Source organism: Sphingomonas sp. PAMC26645, from assembly GCF_004795835.1.
In the GTDB taxonomy this organism is placed as follows: Bacteria; Pseudomonadota; Alphaproteobacteria; order Sphingomonadales; family Sphingomonadaceae; genus Sphingomonas.
Map to the genome: position 1 here is coordinate 3,633,793 of NZ_CP039249.1, position 26,487 is coordinate 3,660,279.

General features: G+C 63.1%; 17 protein-coding genes and 1 pseudogene. 8 read left to right on the plus strand and 10 right to left on the minus strand.

What is annotated here, in order from left to right; genetic code table 11:
- The first annotated feature begins 146 nt into the window (after window positions 1-146).
- From E5673_RS16725 to E5673_RS16750, 6 genes are all read left to right on the plus strand, one after another.
- The gene (locus E5673_RS16725) at window positions 147-719 is read left to right on the plus strand and encodes a sigma-70 family RNA polymerase sigma factor (RefSeq protein WP_136190876.1); all 573 of its coding nucleotides are present in this window, start codon (window positions 147-149) and stop codon (window positions 717-719) included.
- Window positions 692-1,633, plus strand: coding sequence for a FecR domain-containing protein (locus E5673_RS16730; RefSeq protein ID WP_136190877.1), 942 nt, complete (start codon window positions 692-694; stop codon window positions 1,631-1,633). The genes E5673_RS16725 and E5673_RS16730 overlap by 28 nt, the downstream gene beginning before the upstream one ends.
- Before the next feature lie 55 nt (window positions 1,634-1,688).
- Window positions 1,689-4,427: a TonB-dependent receptor gene (locus tag E5673_RS16735; protein WP_136190878.1), complete on the plus strand. Its 2,739-nt coding sequence runs from the start codon at window positions 1,689-1,691 to the stop codon at window positions 4,425-4,427.
- A 98-nt stretch (window positions 4,428-4,525) separates the two neighbouring features.
- Complete coding sequence (locus E5673_RS16740) at window positions 4,526-6,061, plus strand: alkaline phosphatase D family protein (protein ID WP_136190879.1); 1,536 nt, start codon at window positions 4,526-4,528, stop codon at window positions 6,059-6,061.
- Between the two features lie 87 nt (window positions 6,062-6,148).
- Window positions 6,149-8,746 (plus strand): TonB-dependent receptor, encoded by a 2,598-nt coding sequence (locus tag E5673_RS16745; protein ID WP_136190880.1) that lies wholly within the window; start codon window positions 6,149-6,151, stop codon window positions 8,744-8,746.
- Window positions 8,746-9,564 (plus strand): hypothetical protein, encoded by an 819-nt coding sequence (locus E5673_RS16750; protein WP_136190881.1) that lies wholly within the window; start codon window positions 8,746-8,748, stop codon window positions 9,562-9,564. The genes E5673_RS16745 and E5673_RS16750 overlap by 1 nt, the downstream gene beginning before the upstream one ends.
- 1,825 nt (window positions 9,565-11,389) lie before the next feature.
- On the opposite strand, the gene E5673_RS20090 is transcribed toward E5673_RS16750, so the two are convergent.
- The 7 genes and pseudogenes from E5673_RS20090 to E5673_RS16775 form a co-directional block, all read right to left on the minus strand.
- Window positions 11,390-12,787, minus strand: a complete 1,398-nt coding sequence (locus E5673_RS20090; protein ID WP_247599435.1) for a reverse transcriptase domain-containing protein — start codon at window positions 12,785-12,787, stop codon at window positions 11,390-11,392.
- 665 nt (window positions 12,788-13,452) lie between these two features.
- The gene (locus E5673_RS16760; protein ID WP_136190882.1) at window positions 13,453-13,923 is read right to left on the minus strand and encodes a hypothetical protein; all 471 of its coding nucleotides are present in this window, start codon (window positions 13,921-13,923) and stop codon (window positions 13,453-13,455) included.
- The gene (locus E5673_RS19785; RefSeq protein WP_168711658.1) at window positions 13,920-14,066 is read right to left on the minus strand and encodes a hypothetical protein; all 147 of its coding nucleotides are present in this window, start codon (window positions 14,064-14,066) and stop codon (window positions 13,920-13,922) included. Before E5673_RS19785 ends, E5673_RS16760 begins: the two co-directional genes overlap by 4 nt.
- A gap of 282 nt (window positions 14,067-14,348) precedes the next feature.
- The gene (locus E5673_RS16765; RefSeq protein WP_136190883.1) at window positions 14,349-15,308 is read right to left on the minus strand and encodes an AraC family transcriptional regulator; all 960 of its coding nucleotides are present in this window, start codon (window positions 15,306-15,308) and stop codon (window positions 14,349-14,351) included.
- Between the two features lie 518 nt (window positions 15,309-15,826).
- Window positions 15,827-15,955: pseudogene (locus E5673_RS20250) on the minus strand (SDR family NAD(P)-dependent oxidoreductase); the annotation flags it as partial.
- An 18-nt stretch (window positions 15,956-15,973) separates the two neighbouring features.
- Complete coding sequence (locus E5673_RS20255) at window positions 15,974-16,141, minus strand: SDR family NAD(P)-dependent oxidoreductase (protein ID WP_348769870.1); 168 nt, start codon at window positions 16,139-16,141, stop codon at window positions 15,974-15,976.
- A gap of 11 nt (window positions 16,142-16,152) precedes the next feature.
- Window positions 16,153-16,707 carry a type 1 glutamine amidotransferase domain-containing protein gene (locus E5673_RS16775; RefSeq protein ID WP_136190884.1) on the minus strand — a complete coding sequence of 185 codons (555 nt, stop codon included), beginning with the start codon at window positions 16,705-16,707 and terminating at the stop codon, window positions 16,153-16,155.
- 1,318 nt (window positions 16,708-18,025) lie between these two features.
- Here E5673_RS16775 and E5673_RS16785 point away from each other — a divergent pair.
- A complete protein-coding gene (locus E5673_RS16785) occupies window positions 18,026-18,853 on the plus strand; it encodes a LysR family transcriptional regulator (protein WP_136190885.1) in 828 nt (275 codons plus the stop codon).
- Between the two features lie 240 nt (window positions 18,854-19,093).
- On the opposite strand, the gene E5673_RS16790 is transcribed toward E5673_RS16785, so the two are convergent.
- The 3 genes from E5673_RS16790 to E5673_RS16800 form a co-directional block, all read right to left on the minus strand.
- Window positions 19,094-21,475, minus strand: a complete 2,382-nt coding sequence (locus E5673_RS16790) for a PAS domain-containing sensor histidine kinase (protein WP_168711659.1) — start codon at window positions 21,473-21,475, stop codon at window positions 19,094-19,096.
- 163 nt (window positions 21,476-21,638) lie between these two features.
- Window positions 21,639-21,995, minus strand: coding sequence for a hypothetical protein (locus E5673_RS16795; RefSeq protein ID WP_136190887.1), 357 nt, complete (start codon window positions 21,993-21,995; stop codon window positions 21,639-21,641).
- Between the two features lie 283 nt (window positions 21,996-22,278).
- On the minus strand, window positions 22,279-23,844 hold the full coding sequence (locus E5673_RS16800) for an amino acid permease (protein ID WP_136190888.1): 1,566 nt from the start codon (window positions 23,842-23,844) through the stop codon (window positions 22,279-22,281).
- 306 nt (window positions 23,845-24,150) lie between these two features.
- Here E5673_RS16800 and katG point away from each other — a divergent pair, with 306 nt between their 5' ends.
- On the plus strand, window positions 24,151-26,337 hold the full coding sequence (katG, locus tag E5673_RS16805; RefSeq protein ID WP_247599698.1) for a catalase/peroxidase HPI: 2,187 nt from the start codon (window positions 24,151-24,153) through the stop codon (window positions 26,335-26,337).
- The last annotated feature ends 150 nt before the right edge of the window (window positions 26,338-26,487 follow it).

Genomic DNA, 26,487 nt, shown 5'->3' on the forward strand with positions numbered 1-26,487 from the left:
CGCATTCCATGTCAGGCTGTACCCCGCTGAAGCGGCACGACAGATTGGCCCGTCTGCGCGCACCTAAGCCCCCCCGTACCGGCATTCGTTCGTCACGCCCTCAAACTGTCACGCGCGGTCGGTAAGCAGGCCGTAAGGGGGGCGACTTGGCCTGGCTTCGTGACATAGACCGATGGTTGGTTGACGCGGTGCTCCCCGGTGCCCTGCGCTACCACGCCTTGGCAGCTCGACTTGTGGGTGCCGCCGACGCCGAGGATCTGGTTCAGGAAGCTTACGCAAAGCTGCTATGCGCTTCTGATTGGCGTTCTATCGTGAACCCGATCGGGTTCACGATGCGTGTCGTGCACAATCTGGCGCTCGATCGGCTACGCCGCGCGCGCATCGTCCGAATCGAACAGATCGCCGCTGCAGACCTGATGGAAATCCGCTATGACGGGCCGGACCCGCTGGCCGTGCTGTCCGGGAAGACGGAACTCGAAGCTCTGGTTGCGGCGGTGGATCGCCTGCCCTCACAATGTCGCAAGGTCGTGAGAATGCGAAAATTCGACGGTCTTGCCCCGCAAACGATAGCGGACGTGCTCGGCCTGTCCGTCTCTACGGTAGAGAAGCATCTCGCCAAGGGCCTTGCCATGCTCGTGGCCGGGCGAACCGCCGACTTGGCGGCTCCGTACCAGGAAGATAAGGTCAGTCCATGGAAGGGACGCAAACGCCAAGTCTGACCGAGCAGGCCGCGGCCTGGCTCGTGGCGCTGGATGGCGGCAAGGCGGACCTACCGGCGTTCGAGGCCTGGCGTGACGGCGACCCGCGCAACGCCGCGACCTTTGCGCAGGTAGCGGCGGTTTGGACCAATCTGTCGGATGCGCGGTCGCTGGCGTCGACCAGCCAACCAGTCCCCGCGACGCAGCCGGCACGGCGCATGTCGCGTCGCCAAGTCCTGCAGGCCGCGTCGGTGATGGGCATGGTTAGCGTTGGCCTGACCGGAACGCGACTCTGGGCGCGATCGTCAGCAACGACGGCGGTCGGCGAACGGCGGACGATCCTGTTGCGCGGAGGAACGCGGCTGGATCTGAACACCGACACCACGGTGGAATGGATCGACGATGCCGACAATGCTCGGGTCTGGCTGAACCGCGGCGAGATCGCACTCGATATCGCGCACGGCGCCGTGGCACTGGCAACAGACAGCGTGAAGGCGAACCTGGCACCCGGGCGATACAACGCGCGCGTCCAGGGGACGAATAGCATTTTGCTGGTCCTGGCAGGCGCCCTGAACACGCCCGGATCCAGCCGGGTCGGTGCGGGGCAGCAACTGATCGTCGGCGCTGACGCGGCGATGGTTACGGCCGAGGTCGGAAGCAATGAGCGCGATCGTACCGCCGGCTGGCGACGTGGCGAGATCGTGCTGTCGGGCGAGCCACTGGACGCAATTCTCACCGACTATAATCGCTACCTGACCCGCAAGCTCGCGATCGGCGACCCCCACCTTAAGGCGATCCGGATCGGCGGCCGCTTCACCTCGAACAATCCTGATGACTTCCTGACAGCGCTGCACGCGTCGTTCGGGATCACGGTGCGTCAGCAAGGGGGCCTGACGGTCCTCTATTCGCAACCGCACAAAATAGTTCCTGCCTGACTGGCGGTTTCTCGAACCTCCCCCGTCAGCAGGGTACAGGCCACGGGGGATCGACATGCGGAACTTGATGATGGCGGGCGTAAGCCTGGTGGCGTGCGTCGCGCAGTCTGCGTCGGCGCAGGACGCAGGGCCGAAGAGTTTCGACATTCCTGCACAGGATGCAACGCAAGCCCTGAACAGCTGGAGCAAACAGGCGGGGATCCAGCTGTTGTTTCCGTATGCCGGACTGCAAGGTCGCCGTACCATCGCACTACGCGGGCGCTACACGCCGCGCGCCGCCCTACTGCGGCTGCTGGACGGCCTGCCGTTGCAGATCGCGACTGAGAGCCCCTCGACGATCGCACTGCGGACGCCCGCCGCCACCAGCAAGACGATCACACGAAGCCCTGAGGCGGCCACCAAGCAGCCGCTGGAGGAGATTGTCGTCACTGGGACGAATACCCGGTTGAAGCAATTTCGCGCGCCTTACTCGATCAGCACGATGCGTCGCGAGGACATCGATCAACAGAGCCCGCTCAGCACCGCCGACCTGATCGGTTCGCTGCCCGGCTTCTATGCCGAGGCGACTTCGGGCGAAGTTTCCGCGACGGTGTACACCCGCGGCCTGCCGCTCGGAGGCTACCGCTTCGTCCAGTTGCTCGAGGACGGCCTGCCGATCTTCAACGAGAACCAGGAAGGCACGATCCTGCCCGACGTGTTCGTCCGCGACGACCTGATGACCGAACGAGTCGAGGCGGTGCGGCTCGGTACCTCGCCGATCCTTTACAACAATGCGCCGGGCGGCGTGATCAACTTCATCACCCGCAAGGGCACCGACCACTTCAAGGGCGCGATCCGGCTGACCGTGCAGGATAACGACGCGCAGAGGATCGACAGTTATGTCAGCGGTCCGATCGCTGATAAACTGACGTTTGCGACCGGGGGGTTTTACCGGATCGGCGATGGCCTGCGCAAAACCGGCTTCACCGCCGACAAGGGTGGTCAGCTGCGAGCCAACGTCACCTATCGCGACGATCGTGGCGAGCTGACGGTCTATGCGAAATACCAGAACGACCGGAACATCTTCTACCTGCCGATCCCGCTCGACGATCCGCGGGATCCCAGCAGCAGCCTGAAGGACCTGATCGACCCGTTGCGCGGCACGCTGGCGTCGACCAACGTCCGGTTTCCGAGGCTGCGGATGGTCGACGGTACGCCAACCGGCACGACGATGACACGCGACCTGTCCGACGGCCGCCACCCCGACGTCTTCACCGCGGGGGCCGACGCCACGGTTACGCTCGGCGGCTTTACCTTCCGCAACCTGTTCCGCGTCACGGACGGCACGCTGAGTGGGGACTCGCTGTTCTCGACCACCGCGGTGCAGGACGCGACGACCTATCGCAACGCCGCGCTGACCCGCGCGCGCGCCGCGTTCGGCACTAGCGTCGTCGGCATCCGCTACGCCTATGCCGACAGCATTACGCCTGGACAGCAGAGCTTCGACCCGGCGACGACCCGCAACTTGGTCGTCCAGGCGCAATATCAAACCGCGGATACCAAGTTCAACAACGTGTTCGACAGCTTGTCCGCCAGGCGTTCGTTCGAGACAGGGTTCGGGTCGCACGAGGTCTCGGTCGGCGGGTATTTCTCGCGCTACCATTTCGACCAGACGCAGTACGCCGCGGACATGCTGTTCGAGGTGCGCAACCGTCCGCGCCTGCTCGACCTGGTCGCGGTCGACGCCGCCGGCAATACGGTGGGCATGGTCACCGACCACGGGGTCGTCCGCTACGGCGCATCGACGTTCGTCGGTGGCGGCGTCGACAGTACCGCACTCGCCTTCTACGTCGCCGACACCTGGCGTCTCGGCAAGCTGCAGATCGACGGCGGCTTCCGCCACCAGTCCACCCGGCAGTCCGGCTATGGCATCAACACCATCACGCAGAATCTCGGCACGCGCGAGACGCTGGCGGACGATGCGGTGATCGGCTCGGCGGGAACACGCACCAACCGCCGGGAACGGTTCGGCGGTAACTCCTATACCGTCGGCGGCCTGTACGATTTCGCCGACAATTTCGTGATGTTCGCCCGCTACACCCGCGGCCTTCTGACCCCCGCCTTGTCGAACATCACCCGCGGTACGGTCGTCACCAACAGCTATGTCGACCAGAAGGAGATCGGCGCGCGCTACCGTAACAAATTCATGTCGGCGAGCGTGACCGCGTTCACCAACAGCTTCGACAATCTCTCGGTCACGACGGCGGTCGTCGATCCGAAAACCAATCTGGTCCGCAACTTCGTCCTGGTCGGCAAGAGCGACACGCCGGGGTTCGAGGGCGAACTGACGCTGAACCCGACCTCATTCTTCTCCATCACCGGCAACCTGACCTACCAGGAACCCAAGCAGGTGAACCTGCGCGAACAGGGCAGCACGCAGCCCTTTGCCTTCAAGGTCGGGCGCAACGTGGCGCGGATCCCCGAGCTGATCTTCAACGTGACCCCGGCGGTCAATTTCGACATCGCGGGCAGCGCGACCCGGCTTTACCTCAACGCCGCGCATGTCGGCCGCCGGTTCGTCGATGCCGCCAACACCACCTTGCTGCCGGCCTATACCGAGTTGCAGGCGGGGCTGATCGTCGATCGTGGCCCGGTCCGCGCGCAACTCAACGTCTCCAACCTGACCAACGCGTTCGGCCTGTCTGAGGGTAACCCGCGGCAGGACACGCTGACCGGCCAGGGCACCCCGGAGGCAATCTATGGCCGGCCGCTGTTCGGGCGGCTGGTCAAGCTGAGTCTGCAATACAGCCTGTAGCCGACCGCGACCGTCATCACGGTGTCGCCCATCCACGACATGCAACAACAGACCGGCAGCGACACGCGCCGGTCCCTGTCAAAAGGGAGTGAAGTCTGATGCTCACCCGGCGTACGATCATCGGCGCGGCCGCCGCCGCCCCTGCCCTTCTCGGCTTCGGACGCGCGGGTGCGCTGACATCCGAGCGTCTGTTCAGCTTCGGCGTCGCGTCGGGCGATCCGACGCCCAACGGCGTCGTGCTATGGACCCGTCTCGCCGCGCGGCCGCTCGCCGGGGACGGCGGCATGGGAGCCGCCCGCGTGCCGGTGCGGTGGGAAATCTATGACGACGACAGCGGACGCCACCTCGTACGTGCCGGCGATGCAGTCGCCGAACCCGCATGGGGCCATTCGGTTCACGTGGAGGTGAGCGGGCTGCAGTCGGGACGTCCCTATTGGTACCGGTTCATCGCCGGCGGTGAGGCGAGCGCGATCGGGCGGACGCGCACCGCCCCTGCCCGCCACGCACTGCCCGAGCGGCTGCGCTTCTGTTTCGGGTCGTGCCAGAAATACGAGGACGGGCAGTTCGGCGCCTGGGCCAACACCGTCGCCGAGGATCCCGACCTGATCGTCTTCCTTGGCGATTACATCTACGAGGAGGATCCCTCGGTCGGCACGCCGAGGGTCCACCTCAATCCCGCGCCGGTTGATCTCGACGGCTACCGCGTGCGCTATGCGACCTATCGGCTCGATCCGCTGTTGCAGGCGGCGCACGCGGTCGCACCGTGGATCGTGACGTGGGACGATCACGAGGTCATCAACGACTATGCTGACTTGGCCGACCAGCACAACAGCGATCCCGCGGTGATGGCGCGGCGGCGGGCGGCGGCTTACCAGGCCTATTACGAGTTCATGCCGCTACGCGCCTATTCGCGTCCACACGGGCCCGATATGCGATTGTATCGGACGCTCGACTGGGGCCGGCTGGCGCAGTTCCAGGTGCTCGACGACAGGCAATATCGCTCGCCGCGCGGCTGCCAGTCGCACGTCCGCGGCGAGATGTCGGTGTCGGTCGTCAAGGATTGCCCCGATCTTCACGATCCGAAGGCCTCGATCCTCGGCATGCCGCAGGAGAAATGGCTGCTGGATACCCTGTCAGGGACCAAGGCACGCTGGAACATTCTGACGCAGCAGACGCAGATCACGCCCTATCCGCGTCGCGACCCCGCGCATCCGGATGGCCCCGCGGACATGCAGACGGTCGATACCTGGCAAGGCTATCAAGCCTCGCGCAATCGCATTTTCGCGCGCTGGCAGGACGCCAATGTGTCGAACCCGCTGGTGATCGGCGGCGACATCCACGCCTTCGTCGCCAGCGACATCAGCTATCGCGGAAAGGCACTGGCGCCCTGCTTCGTCGGCGGATCGATCACCACCCAGGCGGGCGATAAACTGCTGGTGCAGAACACCGCTGACCTCCCGGCCTACCGTTTCGCGCGCAACGACGTCCGCGGTTATGGCCGCATCGACGTCACGCCGACGCAGTGTGACGTCGCCTTCCGCGCACTCCGCAACCCGCTCGATGCGCGGACCGAGGCGTACGACCTGACCAAATACGTCGTCGAAGACCGCAGGCCGAGAATGCAGGCGGCCTGAACCCGGCGCGCGACGGCGGCGACGCCTCACGCATCACCGACATCTGACCGGCAGCCGAAAGTGTGCGCCGTTCCAAAGGGGACCATCATGAACCGCCTCCGTACCGCCATATCGCTGACCACGTCGCTGCTCGCGCTCACAATCGCCACGACCCTGCAGGCGCAGACCATGCCGTCGACCGAAGACGCCCCCGAAGCCGAGATCGTCGTCACCGGCCAGCGCGCCAGCCAAGCCCGTGCGCTTGCCGCCAAGCGCGACGCGATCGGCGTGATCGACGTCGCCGCAGCGGACGATATCGGCCGCCTGCCTGACCGCAACGTCGCCGAGGTGATCGAGCATCTTCCGGGCGTCGGCGTCACCTACGACCAGGGCGAAGGGCGCTACGCCTCGGTCCGCGGAGTGCCCTCGACGCTAAACGGCTACACGCTGAACGGGCTAGAGATCGGCAACCCTGACGGCACCACGCGCGCCTTGCCGCTCGACATCGTCTCGGGCCAGCTGGTCAACCGGGTCGAGGTCGCGAAGGTAAAGACCGCGGACATGGACGGCCAGGGCATCGGCGGCACGATCAACCTCGTCACCGAGACGGCATTCGACTTCAAGGAACCCTTCGCGCTCGCCGCGACCGCCAAGGCGGGGTATCAGGAGCTCAACGGCAAGGTCCCGTACCAGGCCGACGCCAGCATCGCGAAACGCTTCGGCGCCAACGAACAGTTCGGCATCGTGCTCGGCGGCAGCTATTCGAAGCGCAATTTCACCAGCGATGGCTTCTACCCAGACGACTGGCGCCCGGTGGTGGGCGCGGCGCGTGGCGGCGTCCCAACCAACATCAAATACACCGAATACAACCTCACCCGCACCCGCATCGGTGGCGCTGGCTCGCTCGACTGGCACCCAAGCGACCACCAGATCTTCTACGTCCGCGGCGTATATTCGAAGTTCATCGAGGACGAGGTCCGCGGCCGCTACCGCCTCGATTTCACCAGCACGCCGTTCACGTTCGATCCCAACGGACTGACCGGCTCCGCACCGGGCACGCCAAGCTCGCAGACCGGCGTGGCGGGCACCGGCACCGAACGGCGGCAGGACCTGCGGCTCGATTACAAGGTGAAGACGATCGCGACCGCGATGGTCGGCGGCTCGACAGAGGTGGACAAGCTCAAGCTCGAATACGCAGGCTCGCGCAGTCGCAACACCGTTCTTGACCGCTTCAGCACCTGGCAGTTCCGCTGCAACCCCGGCCCGGTCAGGTTCGACTTCACCGACACGATCTACACCGCCGCGCCGGTCACCGAATGCAATGCCAACCAATTGCAGTTCCGTCAGTACAACCTACAGACCCAGCGGGGTGTCGAGAAAATATGGCAGGGCAAGCTCGACGCGACCTACGACCTCGGCGGCGAGAGCTTCTTCAAGATCGGCGCGAAATACCGAACCTCCGACCGCGACTTCGACCAGAGCAACCCGGTCTACGATCGCGGCGCCAATGCCGCCACCCGCTTCACGCTCGGCCAGTACAACCTCCAGGGTGGGTCGGTCACCGTGCATCCCGACAACACCGATACCGACAAGGGCTATGTAAACAGCCCGCTGATCGATCCGGCGGCGATCAAGGCGTTCACCGCCGCGCAACTCGCCGGCAATCTGTTCGTGCTCAACCGCGCGACCTCGCTGACCAACGACACGATCGCCGACTTCCAGCCGAAGGAAGACGTCGGCTCGGGCTATGCGATGGCCAATCTGGCGTTCGGCGCGATCACCGTCACGCCCGGGCTGCGTTTCGAACATACCCGACTGACCGTCACCGGCTATCAGTTGCAGAACACCGCGACCGTCGTGCCGCTGACCCGCAAGACCGATTACAACGACTGGCTACCGTCGCTGATCGTGCGGATCAGGCCGAACGAAGAGACCGTCCTGCGCGCCTCCTACTCACGCAGCCTCGGCCGCCCCGAATACAACAGCCTGTCACCGGGCGGCTCGATCGACACCGGCAACGGCATCGTCTCGCTCGGCAATCCCGACCTGAAACCGTATCGCGCGGATAATTTCGACGTCTCGGGCGAATGGTATTTCGCGCGCGGCGGGCTGTTGAGCGTCGGTGCGTTCGCCAAGCTGATCAAGAACCCGATCTTTACGCAGACGACCACGCTGACCAACACCGTCTACAACGGCGTGAACTACGCGACGCTGACGATCGCGCAGCCATTCAACGCCGACAAGGGCGACATCGTCGGCATCGAAGCGCAGTTCCAGCAGCAGTTCACCTTCCTGCCGGGTGTGTTGTCGGGGCTCGGCATCCAACTGACTGGCACGCTGACGGATTCGACGCTGCGGCTGCCGACGGGACGCACCTCGACCTTCCCGAGCCAGTCGGAGTATCTCTACGGTGCCGAACTGTTCTACCAACGCGGGCCGGTCGAGGCATCGGTCGCCTATCACAATACCGGTCACGCCCTGCTCGCGGTCGGCGCGCTCGATTATCAGGACCAGTCGAACGACGACCTCAAGCGGCTCGATGCCAAGGCGAGCTTCGCGCTGCTTCAAAACGTCACGCTGTTCGCCGAGGCGCAGAACCTGACCGACGCGCCGACCCGCCAATATCAGGGTAACCGCAAGGACTGGATCATCCAGAACGAACGCTATGGCCGGACGTTCTACGGTGGCGTATCGGTGAAGTTCTGATGCGCACTGCGTTCGCCCTCATCTCGACCGCGCTGCTGGCGACGGCGGGCAGCGCACAGGACACCGTGCCGACGCTCGCCCCAGCAACCGTGGTGTCGCGCTTCGTCGCCGAGGAAGCTCGGCAGGGGGTCGCCGTCGACGCACGATACTTCTACCCGATGAGCAACAACCGCATCGGCAAATACGACAAGAAGACCGGCAAGCGGGTCGCCCAATGGGAGGGGCCGCGCGCACTCTATCCGCACATGAACTCGTGCGTGGTCGACGGGGGCGAGCTGGTCTGCGCCGCGTCCAACTATCCCGCGGTACCGATGTCCAGTGCGGTCGAAATATTCGACACACGGACACTGCGCCACCTCCGCAGCGTCAGCCTGCCGCCGATGCCGGGATCGCTGACCTGGATCGAACGGCATGGCGACGCCTGGTTCGCAGGCTATGCCAATTATCCCGAAGCGCGCGGCGGCGAGCTAGGTCACGATCATCGCTGGACGCTGCTGGTCCGCTTCGACGCGCAGTTCCGCAGCACCGGATCGTGGCATTTCCCCGAAAGCGTTCTGGCACGCTTCCCGCCGATGAGTTGCTCGGGTGGATCGTGGGGCGACGATGGCCTGCTCTATGTCACGGGGCATGACCGTCCGGAACTCTACGCGCTGCGCCTCCCGGAAGCCGGCAGCGTCCTTGAGCACGTCGCGACGATCCCGCTCGCCACCGGCGGCCAGGCGATCGCGTGGGACCGATCGACGCCGCGGATGCTTTGGTCGCTCGATCGCCAGACGAAGAACGTCGTGGCGAGCCGGATTCCTATGATCACACCCTAGGCAGCGTTCGGGGAGACCCACAAGTGGACGTTCAGGCGCCCTTCCCCGCCTCCCAACTTCGGACGCGGGTTCATCCTTGGGAATTACCGATTTTGAAACCCGGCTATCCGCTCGCGAATGTCGTGATAGGGAAAGGAAAGCGGACCGGTGGCTTGCGGTTTCTGACGGGTGGATAACTATCACAGCGCGTGTCAGGCTAGGATATGGATTACCGCCCTTCATTGGTCTTCTTCTTGGGACTGCTCCCGATCTCTGCTGCGGGGGCTGCCAATGCCGGGGCAGGAAAACCATTTTGCCCTATTGCCGGGAGTCCGCTGCGAGCTCCCATCCAAGACCTCGACCTCGTGCCGATTGCCCATCGGATCGAGCTCCTAAACAATGGAGGTGTCGAATGGCACTATCGCCCAGTTTTGTTATCACCATTACGGAGTTCGTTTCGAGCTGCCTCCAAGACAGGATGGAACGGCCAGTCCGTATGTTTCCGTACGAAGTACGCCGATTGCGACAAGGTATTGCTCATACGGCGCTGGATGATGGAGCATCTAAACTACGGGCCAGACCGATGCTCTGAAGTGCTGACCCCGCCGCCAGCTCCGAGACGTTAACGTAGGCGTTTGGAGTGTCCGTTCTCAGGGAAGCTCTGGCAGGAGCTGAACGTCCGCGTTCGGGCGGAATCGGAATGGCTGGAATGGAAGGAAAGCAGCCATTGGTTGGCAACCTCCTATCACCTACGGACAGGCGATGACGCTCTACCGCAAAGCATGGCTGTTCACGGGGTGGACGATGCTCGTGTTTGCTACTTCGCCGCTTTGGCTGTTTTGGCCGTTCATGACCTTGGGTCTCATTGGAGCCCTGCCGGGAATGGCGTTGTGGGTAGCGCACGGTGCAGCGTTCCTGTGGCTTTTCCGCTGTCCCGAGTGCGGCACATCTCCGTTCACAACGCGGCTTGGCTCCGTCGGAATCAGCCATCCATGGCCTCGCCGTTGCTGCTCGAAATGCGGCAAAAACCTTACGACGAATTAGGTCTGCTTTGAAGAGGATAGCAGACGTTCCCGGTTAGGCTGTTCCATTCCACCACCGGCGGAGCCGTTCCGAACCAAGTAAGCTCTCGAAACCATATCCAAAGCTAAGGGCAACAGGAACCAGCACACTTGCGGGCATTCCGATAGCAGTTTGAACGGCGAATGCGAGCAATGCCCCGAGGACGAAAGCAATTAACCAGCGCATAGGCTCAGCCTAGAGCGGTAAGCGAATGTCCGCAATTGGGCGTTATCCGAATGGCTGGAACGGGAAGGATAACGGACTGGCGGCTTTCGGGTATGGTTGGCGTTCGCTGCCGCTCGGTTCAAACTGCCGTTGCTTCATTTTTTAGATAGCCATCTCACTCACCCGTCAAATAACGATAGGCAGCGTAGCTGGTAGAAAACAGGAAAACTCCCGCTCCGCATAGGAATACCGCAACGTTCGCGCCCTCATTACCTGCTGTTAAAAACATTACGAATATCGCCACCATGGTGAAAACTATGCGTGGATACAGGAATCTCGTGTAGCCACTTCCTTCCCCGTACAAGTTTGGTCTACCAAGCGCAAAAACTATTCGCGAGTACACAGCCCAATCGAGCGCTAATCCTACCACGACGGAAATTACACAGTACAGTATCGCCACCGATTGGCCCTCCGCACGTACGGTATGCTACGAGGGTTCCGTCCGCTAGTCGGCGCTGGCTCATCCGCAGCGAACGGCTAGGTTTGGGCGTTAGCAGAAGGGGCGGTTTGGGAAGGTTAGCTGCCATTCCGCGAAGCTGTCGCACTTACCGGTTAGTTATCAGCATCCGGGTTCATCTCCCCGAGCACGGCAAAACGCGTCAGACGCCGCCATGGCCTTCTCGCGATCTACGATCAGGAAGCGAAGCTCGCTCTCAGCAGCAAGCAAGGCACGCTCAATCTCAGCCTTGCCAGAGCCGGAGGGCGCCGCCAGTCGCGCTGCATTGCGTGAAGTCGATCTCCGGGCGGCACATCGCGCAAGTATCTCGGTCACGATCTGCTCTCGCTCCGTTCGGCCAGCAGGTAACCCGTCACCAGTTTTTTCCGCAATCGGATCGAAGAGACAGCCAAAATACGAAAAGAGTGGCTTACTTGCTGCTATCGGCAAAGCTTGTTCAGGCGCAGACTGTGCTGCCCATGCCGCGAAAAACGTCGCCAGGATCATCCCATTCCCCACAAGTGAGTGCGCCAGCATCGTCAGTGTGATTCTGGTCAACATACTCTCCGCGCAGTGACAGCCTCTCTTATGTCCGCAATCGGGCTTGTGCGGGATGGGGGTATGGGAACGATCGGCCTGAACGAATGGCTGCTTTCGGAAGCCCCAATTTGCAACTCGACTGTCCGACATTGGGCGGACACGCCCTGCTCTCCGGCTTCCAGGCAGAGTAGAGTCAGGAAGTGGCGCGGTATCGTGCGGTTCGCCTGTGGGGCTCACCAGACGACCCGTTTCCACTCCCTGCTCATCGAACCGGACATGCGGATCTCCCTGCATCCGGCTCTCGGACAAAGCATCACGCCTTCGCCCACGGCGCGCCCCGACCAAGCTGGGTAAGCCGCACGAGCCCGTACTGCTCGTAGAGGTGCTGGGGTAGATAGGCTCTTCAACAGCACAATTCAGCCACAACCTGACCAGGTGCAACACGCGTGGATCGACGATCCGGCGTGCCACAGACTTCATCAGTTCGGGATGGGGAATGCTGCCGAAGTAGTCGGCGAGGTCGGCGTCCACGACATCGGGACGTCCGTGATACAGTTGGTCTTCTACCTCGACCACGGCCTGCTGGGCGTTGCGCCCAGCACGATAGGCGTAGATCTCTGGTGGAAGGTCGGCTTCGAAGATCGGTTCCAACACCAGCATCGCTGCTGTCATGCAGACCCGATCCCGCACGGTGGATATGCCCAGCGGCCTGAGTTTGCCGTTGGCTTTCGGTATATGGACCCGTCTGATCGGCTCCGGTCGGTACGTCTTCTCTCTGAGCGCAAGCGCCAGTTCTGCCAGCCACCGCTCGACGCCATACGCTTCGATATCCGCGAAGTCCTGACCGTCTACCCCGGGTGCGCCCTTGTTAGAGCGGCACTTGGCGTAGGCATGAGCCAGAATGTCGTCGCGGCTGATCTTGTCGTACAGCGCGTAGAACCGATAACCGGCTTCCGCCTTAGCTTTCGCATGTAACGCCATCTGCAGGTCCCGGACGCTTTTCGGAGTTGATAGGTTTCCCAATCCCCTGTCCCTCACCACTTGCTGCGTTTGCCTTGAACCAAGGCCCCTTCCCTCCACCGACATTACTCGGTTTCCACGGTACTACGGGCCTCTCCGCCACCCCATCGCGCCCGTCCCATCCCTCACAGGCGTCCGGTTGCTCATCCCTGAGCACGTGATGGGGCTTCCCGTGTTGCGTGCGCTTTCCTTGTGTACATGCTGCCGCCATTACCCCGGTGCAGCAGACGAGCTCCAAACGTCGCTCAAACTCGCCCGTCTGTATCAGCCTTCCCCGAAATGGGTGTCGGGTCGGCCTGCACATCGTCCTTTTCGAGGCTTGCTCAGCGTTCACTCACGTTGCGGCCTGCACACTCGCACGGTCACCTACGTGACCGTCATCCGGGGGCTTCAAACACTTCGTTACCTCCATGCCTGCCCCGGTTGCTTCCGGCTGGAGCTCTTAGCCGGGTGGGACTCGCACCCACTAGAAAACGCCGCCTTTGCACGGCGCACCCCATAGCCGGACATTCGCGTCCTTCCATGCGTCCCAACTTCACGCATTCATTCATGCCCGCTATAAGGGCTGTAGCGAGCTGATTTTCCATTGCTGCATGACGGCATTGACTGCCGGGTGAGCCCCGCGGCTAGAGGTAGGTTTGTTCTCTCGACAGGCCAAACGACGCGAGTACCTCCCGGTCGCGTTGCGTCATCCGCTCTTTCGCCTCACCGTCGACAATGCTTTTTCCCTTGGGCCAGTTTTTCAGGAAACGAGAAAGCAGCGCCTGCATCGTCAGATAATAATCACGCGAGATCGCGGCATAATTGGCATGGTGGAAGTCCAGCTGATCGACACCGTTCTCACGTCCGATGGCTCGGGATAGTCCTGCAGCGAGAGGATCGACGATCTCCAAGTAAGAGATCATCTGAAACCGGAACTGATCGGCGTCGGTGACGAAGCACATGAACTCCTCTCCGTACCGCCCGCAGGAATAGGCGACCGTCACATCGCCTCGCTTGAATTCCTCCTGATAGTTCGACGATTTCACGCGCATGAACCCGCCGGCCCGCAACTCAGGAACAAGGCGATCGATCGCCGACCCAGCCGGCTCGATCACTGGCCGCCCGCCGCCGTCTTGCCGACCTTCGCAATCTTGTTGGAGATCGGTTCGTATTCGTAGGTGTTGTCGATCAAACACTGGAACTCGCGGTCGAACCCGGTCAGCTTGGCGGTCACCGCTATCGCCCATAGGTTACGCATCGTCCTCTCCTCGTCGGAACTGAGCACGTCGTACGCAAACAGATCGGTTAGCGCTATGCCGTGAAGTGGAAGAGACGCCAGCCGTCAAGACCAACGGTTGCTGACCGGGCGATACCAGCCATGCCAACATTTGCCGCCAATTACTGCCGCGCCGATCGGAGACGCCAAGACTCACAAGCAGACGCTCACGCCTCCCCCCTCACGACCCAGAAGCGGACTTTCAGAGCATCGGTTCTGATCACCAGTTTCAGCTGCTTATTCATGTCCACGGCCAGAGTGAAGTTATGACGGCGAGCCCCTCCCTCTGACCGCCGGGTCCCCCAACTGGGCGGCGACATGCTCGACGCGCAGCCCGTTGATCGCTTCGGCGAACCCCAGCCCCAGCCCCTCGTTGAGGCCGCGGGACAGATAGGCGGTGTTGGTCCCTAGCTTGCGGGCCAGCTCAGCAAGATCAAGATCCGGATCGCGCCACCATCCATGCTCTTCGATCCGGTCCATCCACTCGGCCGCGACCGGCCGCCAGTCGCGCTCGATCGGTTCCACGATCGGCTGCAATCGGGCGTCCGCCTGCCGCCAGCCCTCGATCGCCAGATAATTGCCGACGACAGCCAGCACGACGTAGAAGCCGAACATATCAAAGTAGGAGAGCTGAGCGATCAGTGCATCTGTGATCAGGTACCCCGTTCGCACCGTCACGATCGCGGCATAGGCGACCAGCACCGCTTGCACGCGCCTTGCCGCGGCGAGGTCTGATCTGCGCGCCAGCAACCAGCCTCGATGGCGGCGCAGGGCGCGGAGCCCAGCGACAGCATATCCGATCATCGACGCGAGCAGCAGCGCCGCCAGGATCGGATCGAGCCAAGGGCGTTGAACATCCCGGTCGAACGCTCCCCGCAGATCGAGCGGCAAGCAGAAGGCGATGGCTTGATAGGCGAACTGGGCCGCGGGCAATGCGGCGTGCCAACGCGGTATCGGTCGATCGAAGATCAAGGCGTTCAGGTGCGCGTACAGCAGCGGCCCCATCGCCAGGGGAACGGCGAACGGTGCGAACGAAAGCCACGGCCAGCGATCGTAGAAGCCTGCATAACCGATAGCGAACGGCGTCAGCATACCGCACAGGACAATCAGCAACGCGCCGAGAGAGCGTCGCGCCATCCCGCTCCGCACGATGATGGCAGCCGCCAGCACCAGCATCTGTGCCTCGAACAGACCGAGGATGAGGGACATGGGACCGATGCTCATGCGACTATCAGCCTCGCTACACCAGCAACGTCAATGGGCGATCGAGTTGGTCATGGGCGAGCGCTTGGGCATTCCCGAAACATGGTATTGGATGAGTTTTGAGAATGCTCGCGTTTACTTTAAACTCGACAGTGAGGCGAGAAACTGGGCGGCTTTTGAAAACTTGCTCGGCAGGCGACGGCTGCGGCTTTCGCTTTGGGATGAGTTTACAGAAAAGGGCACAGCTCGTTCGAGCGGAACGGCCAGATCGTACATGGAACCAGACCATTGCCATACGCCTCGGACCCCCTCGGCAACGCCTTTACCCGGAACTTCCGGGAGGAGGACGATCTGATCTACTTCGCTCCGCCGGGTTCCCGCGAGCGCGTCGCAGTGCCTCGGTCTGACTTCAAGAGCGCCGTATTAAACCAGCAATCGATCGCAAAAGTCGCAAAGACGGCAAGTTTTGCTGTTTTGGGCATGGCTTGCCTGACCATGGGTTGGAAGTTTCTGTTCGGGGGACTGGGGATTTGGGCCTACTATGCCGTCATTCCGGCCTCGTCCAGCTTGCCCAGATGGTCGACGCCGGCGTCGTTGACGAGCACGTCGATCCGACCGAAGCGATCGATCGCCGCCTCGACCAACGCCTCGCACGCGGCGCGGTCGGTGACGTCGGTTTCCCGCGTCTAAACGGTGCCGCCCAGCTCGTTTGCGAGCGCGTCGAGCGCACGCGTGTCGATATCGCCCAGCACCAGCGTCCTGCCTTCCTCGGCGAAGCGGCGCGCGGCGCCCTCACCGATGCCCGAGGCGGCACCGGTGATCACGACCACCTTGTCGGCAAAGCGCGCCATCATGCGTTCGCCGCCTACGCATCGTGCTTGTCCTCGCAAAACTCCTCGATAAGCTTTGCGCAGAACGCGGGCAGATCGTCGGGGGTGCGGCTGGTGACGAGGCCCTGATCGACGACCACCTCCTGATCGACCCAGGTCCCGCCGGCGTTACGGATGTCGGTGGCGAGCGTCGGGAACGAGGTGAGCGTGCGGCCGCGCACCTGATCGGCCTCGATCAGCGTCCATGGCGCGTGGCAGATCGCCGCGACCGGCTTACCGGCGGCGAAGAAATCGCGCACGAACGCCACGACCTTGTCCGACGACCGCAGCGTATCCGCGCCGACGCACCCGCCCGGAATTACCAGGCCATCGAAGTCGGATACCGATACGTCGTCGATCGCCTTGTCGACGGCGAACGTCTTGCCGGGATCGAGGTCGTTGTTGACCGTCTCTGCGTCGCCGGTTTTGAGGCTGATGACGGTTACTGCACCGCCTGCCTGCTCGACGGCTGCCTTGGGCTGCGCGAACTCGGGTTCCTCGGTGCCGCGGGGTGCGATCAGGATCGCGATTGTCTTGCCTTGGAGCTTCATGGGTATCCTTTCGAAATCTGAACAAGCGTGAACGGCGTCAGGCCGGAATATCGGTGATGGCCGCGTGTTGGCGGCGGCGATGCCGGTCTCGCGGTGGCGGAAATCGCTGAGCGCGCGGTACACTTGCATGCGAGCGCGCATCACGCCGCCCAACGGACGATGCGCCTCCAAGGCGTGCGCCGGACGAAACGTCATGACCTCGTCGTAATAGCGGACGCGATCCGGGCCATAGGCGGCCTGCCGCGGCAAACGGATCGTCGCGATCGTACGGTATTCGCTGACCCGCGTCGGCCAGTCGACCGACGTATCCTCGATCGGCTGCGTCTCGGCATCGCCCCAGAGTTGCGCGCGCAGTTCGAAGACCGCGTCGTTGCCGTCGAAATACGCGATCGCGGCGTGACGGAAGCCATCCTCATCCTGATGCGGATCGAGCCGCCAATCATCCAGCGCACGCTGCTCAGGCGCGACCGGAAACACGCCGAGTTTCGCGACATGATCGCCGTAGCGGATGGGGCACTGGCTGAAATACGTCTCGACGAGCGGGTGGCTGAACGGATGGCCGTAAAAGTCCAGCGTCGGGCTCGGTTCGGCACCGACCGCGTTCAGAACCTTGTTGATGTTGCGCGCGATCGATGCGGCCGCACTTTTGACACCTTCGGGCATCGGCACGGTCATGCCGATCTTCTTTGCTTGCGCTAGAAACCCGGCGGCGGTGCCGGCGGGGAACGTCGTACCGCTCGCCAGGACGAAATCCTGCGTCGGCGCGTCATGACCAGACAGCTTGGCGCCTTCGACCCCGAAGACCTTGATCGCCATGCCGCGGTGCGTCGAGACCCGGTCCCCGAGCTTCTCGCCCGGCCCCTGTGCAAAGCGGACCGCGACGTCGAACGTCCCCGGGTTCGCGAACAGCCCCTGCGCCAGTTCCGGCGGCAGATCGTCAGCGACGACCATCGTTCCGATGACGCAGGCCGTGCTCTTGGCATGACTGGCGCGCACCGCATGGCCGTCGCGCTTTTCGACCGTCTCGCTCTCCTGCGTCATCCCCTTGATGATGCCGTCGATACTCTCCTGCTCGCCGGGCTCAGGCGTCTCGATGTCGTCGCGATAGGGTAGATAGGGCATGGGAAGCTCCTGTTGGATCAGGATGTTAACACTCGAATGCCCCGCGACGTTTCGGTACGGTTCCGTGCAGACCCGGTCAGTCGAGCGCAGGCAGCGACCGCGGCTCGTGCATCGGGCAGCCGTTCAACTGGCTGCGCAAATCCTGGATGACCGGGTAGACCGCACGGCGCGCGCGCATGACCGACCGGAGCGGCCAATGTGCCTCGACGCCGTGCCAGGGGCGGAACGCGGTCTGTTCGTTGAGCACGGTAAACTTGAAGCCGCGCTCGACGTGCGCCTGTTCGAGCGTGGTGCACGAACATTGAAGCTGACCGAAGAAGGCCGGGCGCTGTTCGCCCGTACTGGCCCATTGCTCGCCGAGTTGGAGGAAACTGCCGTCGCGATCGGCTCGGGTGGCGAGACGCCGCGCGGGCGGTTGCGGATCAGCGCGCCGCTATTGTTCTCGCAGACGGCCATGGGTCGGCTGGCCGCGGAATTCATACGCCGTTACCCGGATGTTCGCCTGGAAGTGACCACGGACGACCGAATGGTAGACATGATAGAAGAGGGCTACGATCTCGTCATTCGGGTCAATCCCGCGCCAGACGATACGCTGGTCGGTCGTCCTTTCCTGCATGACCGACTGGTGGTGGCTGGTCCCGGCATGGTGCGGTTGGCAGCGGGGATCATGCCCGCCGTGGTGCGCGGCAACGACTCTGAGCGAAGCTGGACCGTCGACACGACGGACGGCCCTATCGAGATCGCGGTCAATCCTGTGCTGCGCCTGTCATCGCTGATCATGATCCGCGATGCAGTGCGTACCGGGGTCGGCGTGGCCAAGCTGCCGTTATCGCTCGTCAGCGACGACATCGACTGCGGGCGGCTGGTGCCTTGGGGCAACGTTGCGAAATCTGAGATTGCGTTATGGGCGCTCTACCCAACGCGTCGGCTGCTTAACGCTCGCGTATCAGCCTTCCTGGAGTTTCTGAGAAACTCCTTCCCGCAGGCAGTTCCAGAAGAACTCGCTGCCTATCTAAAGAGGTAAGGTCAGCATCAAGCTGCACTCTGATCGGTCCCAATCGTGGATGCATCACGCTGTTACATAGACTGGCACGTAGACGTCCGGATGCCGGGATATCTCCGCCGCAGTCGCTTTCCCCACTTCTTCGCTATGGCGGTGGGGACGCTAGAAAACGCGCAGGCTTTGATGGACCTGATCATGCCCCCTGTTCGACCTTGTCTACGGGAGCAAGGCGCGCGCGCCTGACGGACTTCGCCCGCTCAACTAGGCTGATGACGGGGAACTCCCGATCATCTCCGCAACCTTGGCTGCCAGCCCTTTCATCGTGAAAGGCTTGGTGAGCAACGCCATCCCGGGTTCGAGATGCCCGTTGCCGACCGCCGCATTCTCCGCATAGCCGGTGATGAAGAGCACCTTCAGGTCGGGTCGGAGAGAACGCGCTGCGTCAGCGACCTGCCGCCCGTTCATGCCGTTGGGTAAGCCGACGTCGGTGATCAGCAGCTCGATCTTGGCACCCGATTGCAGCACCTTGATGCCTGCTGCGCCATCCGCTGCGCCGATCACGGTATATCCCTGCTCGTCGAGCACCTCGTCGATGAGATGCCGGATCGTCGCCTCGTCATCGACGACGAGGATCGTCTCGCCGCTAGCCAAGGCAGCGGTTGCAATCGCCTCTTCCTGATCACTCGGCAAGGCCTCGCCCGCATGGCGAGGAAGATAGATGAAGATCGAGGTTCCCTGCCCCAGCTCGGAGGAAATCCTCACCTGTCCACCCGACTGGCGAGCGAAACCGTAAATCATCGAAAGACCGAGCCCGGTGCCCTGACCAATCGGCTTGGTCGTATAGAAGGGCTCGAAGGCGCGCTCGATCGTTGCCGGCGACATGCCCGTGCCGGTGTCGGTGACGCAGACCGACAGATATTGGCCGGGCGGCAGGTCGCGCTCCAGAGCCGCGCGATCGTCCAGCGATGTGTTCGCCGTCTCGATCGTGATCCGCCCGCCTTCGGGCATGGCGTCCCGTGCGTTTATGCAGAGATTGAGAATGGCGCTTTCGAGTTGCGTCGCGTCGATCATCGCGGGCCACAGCCCGGCCGCGCCCACCACCTCGATATTGGCGGTCGACCCGACCGTCCGGCGCAGCAGATCCTCCATTCCCGCGATCAGGCGATCGACGTCGGTTGGCTTGGGATCGAGCGTCTGCCGACGCGAAAACGCGAGCAGCCGCTGCGTCAGGGAAGCGGCCCGCCGTCCGGCACCTTGGGCAGCGTTGATGAAGCGCTCGGCGTCGTCGAGCTTGCCACGTTCCAGGCGCAACTGGAGCAACTCCAGGTTGCCCATCATGCCGGTAAGGAGGTTGTTGAAGTCATGCGCCAGACCACCGGTAAGCTGGCCGACCGCTTCCATCTTCTGCGCCTGGCGTAACTGATCTTCGATTTGCCGCTGCCCGGTCATATCGACGCCGACGCCGGTTCGCCGGACAGGTTTGCCGTTGTCGTCGAAATAGGTGTGCCCACGGGAGAGCACCCATCGGATCGATCCGTCCGGATGAACCAATCGGTATTCTAGCTCCAAATCTCCCGAGCGTTGCAGACCGCCAGACATTGTCTTCTGCAGCGAAATACGGTCCTGCGGATGAACGTTGGCGAGGAACTCCTCACGAGGCAGGCCGGCGGCACCGCGCTCGGGGTCGAGTGCGTACAACGCCGAGACCGCCGCGTCGCAAAAGAAGAGGTCGCTGGCGACGTCATAGGTCCACACGCCGACGCCCCCCACGGCCGACAGGGCAAGGCGCGCGAAATCCTGCTCGTCGTGCAGCCTCGCCTCCATCTCGCGCTCGCCCGTGACGTCGCGGCCGGTAGCGTAGGTGATGTCACCAGCCGGTGCGGCGACCCATGAGATCGTGCGGTTCGAGCCATCCTTGTGCCTATACCGGTTTTCGATTCTCAGCTGGTTCCCCGCCGCGGCCGTCTCATAGGCGTCGACCGTCTTGTCGTGATCGGTCGGGACGACGAACTCGTTAACATGGTGTCCAATCAGCTCGTCGGGCTCATAGCCAAGAACCGTGGTCCAGGCCGGATTGACCCGGCGGAACATACCGTTGAAGTCGACCGCCACGAGAAGATCGGGCGAGGTGTCCCACATGCGGTCGCGCTCGGCCGTACGCTCATTGACCTGCCGCTCGAGCGTCGCGTTCAGCTTACGCAACTTCGCCTCGCTCTCGTGAAGAGCGGCCTCTGCATCGCGCCGGGCACTGATGTCGCTTGCCGCTCCGAACCATTCGATGATCTCGCCTGCCGCGCTCAGCAGCGGAACGGCACGGGACTGCGTCCAGCCGACAGTGCCGTCCGAACGGACGACGCGATGTTCGAGATCGAACGTCGTCTTGAGCCGGATGGCGTCATCGATGGCTGCGGTCACCGCGGCTTGATCGGTCTCGGGAATATAGGACAGCAACCACGAACGGTTCGGCTTCGACGAAGACGTGCTCGGCAGGAAGCCGCCGCCGTCGAGCTCCTTCATCTCTCCCCAGTCCGGACTCATCCGGTAGAGGACGTCCGAACTCGCTTCGGTCAGGAGGCGGAGGCGGGCTTCGCTCTCGCGCAAGCGCTGTTCGACGCTAACCGCGTTCTCGGTCCGATCTGTCATAACGTCCTTAGCGCGCCGATCTATTCCAGCCATTTACCAACTGCCGAACACAGTGCAAATCGCACCTGATTCCCTACGCAATTGAGGTGCTCCGATCGCTCCATAACGCGCCCGACCACGGGCGGGTTGGAGATGCGGCTTTGCGACTTTGCCGCGTATGCCGCTATTCGGATACGCGGTGTTTCAGCATGCTGGCTTTGTACAGAAGACGTTCCATTTTCCCTATCGCGGCGCCCGACAACGTCAGCGGATCGTCAAGATCACCGGTGCCATCGCCGACGATCAGGCCCTCGGCGGTCAAATGCAGGAGCCAACGGGATGCTACTGCGGCTGGAATGCGGTGCAACTCGCTGATGTCTCGCCCGGTCATGCGGACACTGCGCGCGTCGGCAATGAACAGCTCGAGAAGAAAGTCCCAGCTGGGTTCGCCGAACAGCGATGAGGGGAGTTCCTCGGTACGGCTGCGCCTGAAGGCCAGCATGAACGCCGCCAGATCGGCAGCTTCGTCATGATCGATCACCCCACGGCACTCCGATCTTCGCGTCTCTTCACAAACAACACCTACACGACGTGGTGGTTGCGACGGTTCAAGACGAAGGAGGAGTGGGCGCGTCCGCGACCAGTTCAAGGTGGTCACGCGCCCTACACATTTGGCAGCCGTCACGGTCGAGTGTTCTCACTCCCACGTCCGACAGGCTGATGTATCAACAGCCTGGTTAGATCGTCAGCACCTGTCCGCCCCTGCCCCGCGCTTTCGTCCAGGTCGGACGCCAAACCCACTGAAGACAGCCCCCTAACGAGGCTCAGGGCTGCTCCCCGACCGGTGCGACATACTCGCCCATGTCGGGCGCATCGTCCTGCGGCTCGCCACGCTGCAGGTTCGAGTGGCGGATGCCATAGGCGAAATACAGCACCACCCCGCCCGCCAGATACCAAAGGAAGAACATCAGCACCTTCATCGGCACCGTCGTGATCAGGTAGACGCACGACGCGATGCCCAGCAGGGGCACCACCGGATAGAGCGGTACGGTGAAGCCGCGCGGCAAATCGGGCGCGGCGCGGCGCAGGTAGATGACCGACAGGCAAACGATCGAGAACGCCGACAGCGTCCCGACCGAGGTCATGTCGCCAAGCACGTTGATGTCGAAGAACCCCGCCGCCACCGCGGTGATGATGCCGACCAGCACCGTGTTTACATAGGGCGTCTTGAACGTCGGGTGCACGGTCGCGAACACCCGCGGCAACAGGCCGTCGCGCGCCATCGTGTAGAAGATCCGGGTCTGGCCGTACATCAGCACCAGGACCACCGACGTCAGGCCGATGATCGCGCCGATCTTGATGAGCTTGGCGAGCCAGCTCCAGGTCGGACCGAAACTGTCGACCACCACGGCGACCGGATCGGGCACGTTGAGCGCGGTATAGGGCACCAGCAGGGTCATGATCGCGGCGACGAGCATGTAGATCAGCGTGCAGACGACCAGCGCCCCGATGATCCCGAACGGCATGTCCTTCTTCGGATCCTTCGCCTCCTGCCCCGCCGTCGATATCGCCTCGAAGCCGACATAGGCGAAGAATACGATCGAGGCGGCGCGCATGATGCCGTCGACGCCGAACTTGCCGTCGCCCTGGCTGGCGGGGATGAACGGCGTCCAGTTGCGCGCGACCAGCTCGTTGAAGTGCGACAGGACGATCGCGCCGCCGACCGCGATGAAGGCGACCAGCACGCCGACCTTGATCGCGACGATGATCGTGTTGACCTTGGCCGATTCCGCTACGCCCCGCACCAGCAGCGCGGCGAGGGCTAAGCAGATCAGGAACGCCGGCAGGTTGAAGATCGTCGTCACAGGGTGTCCGTCGACCAGCACCGGCACGCCGCCCCGCATAAGCGGGTACCCGGCCGGTCCGGTGAACTGCGGCGGAATGTGCATGCCGAAATCGCCCAGCAGGCTTACCATATAGCCCGACCAGCCGACCGCCACCACCGACGCCGCCAGCCCGTATTCAAGCATGAGCAGCGCGCCCATAATCCACGCCACGAACTCGCCCAGCGTGGTATAGCCATACGTGTAAGCGGAACCGGAAACCGGCAACGTCGAGGATAGCTCGGCATAGCACAACCCGGCAAACGCGCAGACGATACCCGCCACGACGAACGACAGCAGCACTGCCGGCCCCGCGTGCAGCGCGGCCGCCGAGCCTGTGCGCACGAAGATGCCCGCGCCAATGATGCAGCCGATGCCCAGCATCAGCAGGTTCCATTTGCCCAGCGTACGCTTCAGCTCGCTCGCCGCAGTTTCGCGTTGCACCTGCGCGATGGATTTGCGCGCGAACATGCGCTCGACGATGCCCCTCGCGGCCTTGGTTGCCATATTTCCCCCAGGGTCAGATAAGTCAGCCAACGCGTCTAAGCGCAGCGACCAACCGGGACAACGCAATCTTCCTACTTTCTAGGGGGTTAGCATCTTGTAGCCCGCGGCGTTCACTCGGCTGCCCTACGCTCCGTTACGCGACACTCGACCAGCTTTGGTGATCGACTGCTGTCATCAATCGTTTCCGAATAATCGATTGGACAAATGTCGGTCATTTCCTGCATCTTCCGATCACGCAGGTAACACTGATTGAGAGAGGACGCCGACATGGCCGATTACGAACAGCCCAAGAGCAGCGGTTGCCCGATGGGCCCCAATGGCGGCGGCGAGGTCAAGGCCCGCTCGCTGCTGGGTCGCACGAACAAGGATTGGTGGCCGGATGCTCTGCCGATCGACATGCTGCACCAGCACGGCGTCTCCCCCGACCCGATGGGCGAAGAGTTCGACTATGCCGAGTCGTTCCAGCAGCTCGACTATGCCGCGCTCAAGGCGGACCTGACCGCGCTGATGACCGACAGCAAGTCCTGGTGGCCGGCCGATTACGGTCACTATGGCCCGTTCATGATCCGCATGGCGTGGCACGCCGCCGGCACCTACCGCGTGACCGATGGCCGCGGCGGGTCGTCGTCGGGCCAGCAGCGCTTCGAGCCGCTCAACTCGTGGCCGGACAACGGCAACCTCGACAAGGCACGCCGCCTGTTGTGGCCGCTGAAGCAGAAGTACGGCAAGAACATCAGCTGGGCAGACCTGTTCATCCTCGCCGGCAACGTCGCGATCGAGAGCATGGGCGGACCGATCTTCGGTTTCGCCGGTGGCCGCAAGGACGTCTTCGCTTCCGAGGGCGACACGTTCTGGGGCGCCGAGGAGCTGTGGGTCAACGAGGGTGCGCAGACGCGCATCAGCGAGGACATGCCCGAGCTGGAAGGACCGCTGGCTGCGATCCAGATGGGTCTCATCTACGTCAACCCGGAAGGTCCGGGCGGTGATCCGAACCCGCTCCTGTCCGCGCGCGACATGAAGGCGACGTTCCTGCGGATGGCGATGAACTCCGAGGAAACCGTTGCGCTGACCGCTGGCGGCCATGCATTCGGCAAGTCGCATGGCGCCAAGCCCGCCCCGCATTTCAAGGCACCGTCTTCAGAATCCGTGCACATGCAGGGTCTCGGCTGGCTGACCGACAGCGAGGAGATCGGCCAGGGCCATATCACGACTTCGGGTATCGAGGGCGCATGGTCGAACAACCCGACCAAGTGGACCGGCGATTACCTGCGCCTGCTGTTCAAGTACGACTATGAGCTGACCGAGAGCCCGGCCGGCGCCAAGCAGTGGCAGCCGGTCAACCCGTCACCCGAGGACATGGCACCCGACGCCCGCGATCCCAACAAGCGCGTGCCGACGATGATGACCACCGCCGACATGGCGCTCAAGATGGACCCCGAGTTCCGCGAGATCGCGCTGCGTTTCCGCGACGATCAGTCGGCACTCGACGACGCGTTCGCACGCGCTTGGTTCAAGCTGACGCACCGCGACATGGGTCCGCGCGTTCGCTACCTCGGGCCTGAGGTTCCGGAAGAGACGCTGATCTGGCAGGATCCGGTTCCAGAGGGCACCGCACCGTCCGACGCTGACGCCGCTGCGTTCAAGGACGCCGTGCTGTCGAGCGGGCTGACGATCGGCGAGCTGGTCAAGACCGCCTGGGCGTCGGCATCGAGCTATCGCCGGTCGGACCACCGCGGTGGTGCGAACGGTGCGCGCATCGCGCTCGCCCCGCAGAAGGACTGGCCGGTCAACGAGCCCGAGCAGCTGACCAAGGTCCTGGCCAAGCTCAACGAGCTGCGCGGCGACATGTCGCTGGCCGATGCGATCGTGCTGGCCGGATCGGCTGCGGTCGAGAAGGCAGCGCGCGATGCCGGCCACGACGTTTCGGTGCCGTTCCTCGGCGGTCGCGGCGATGCGACGCAGGAGTGGACCGATGTCGAGAGCTTCGTGTGGATGGAGCCGCAGGCCGATGGCTTCCGCAACTACCTGAAGACACGTCACCCGGTGAAGACCGAGGAGCTGCTGCTCGACAAGGCTTCGCTACTCGGCCTGTCCGCGCCGGAGATGACCGTGCTGGTCGGTGGCCTGCGCGTACTGGGTGCGAACTTCGGCGATGCGCCCGAGGGCGTCCTCACCGAGCGTAAGGGTCAGCTGACCAACGACTTCTTCGTCAATCTGCTCGACAACGACACCTTCTGGGATCTGGTCGATACGTCGAGCGACGAGAAGTTCATCGGCTATGATCGTGGTGGTCGCGAGAAGAAGTGGCAGGCGACCCGCACCGACCTGATCTTCGGCTCGAACTCGCAGCTGCGCGCGACGGCTGAAGTCTATGCCGAGAACGGTCACGAGCAGAAGTTCGTGCGCGACTTCGTCAAGGCATGGGTCAAGGTCATGAACGCCGACCGTTTCGACGTCACGGCCAAGCCCGTGTCGTCCAACCAGGCGACCTGAGCTTCGGTGACATGAATATAAGCCGTGGTGGGTCGGACAATGTTCCGGAACACCACGGCTTAGCTGTGACTGGCCTATGTTGTTCATAGGCAATTACACGGAACCCGCCCTCGCTCGTCGTCTGTGGCCGTTGCGCTACACACGTATGCG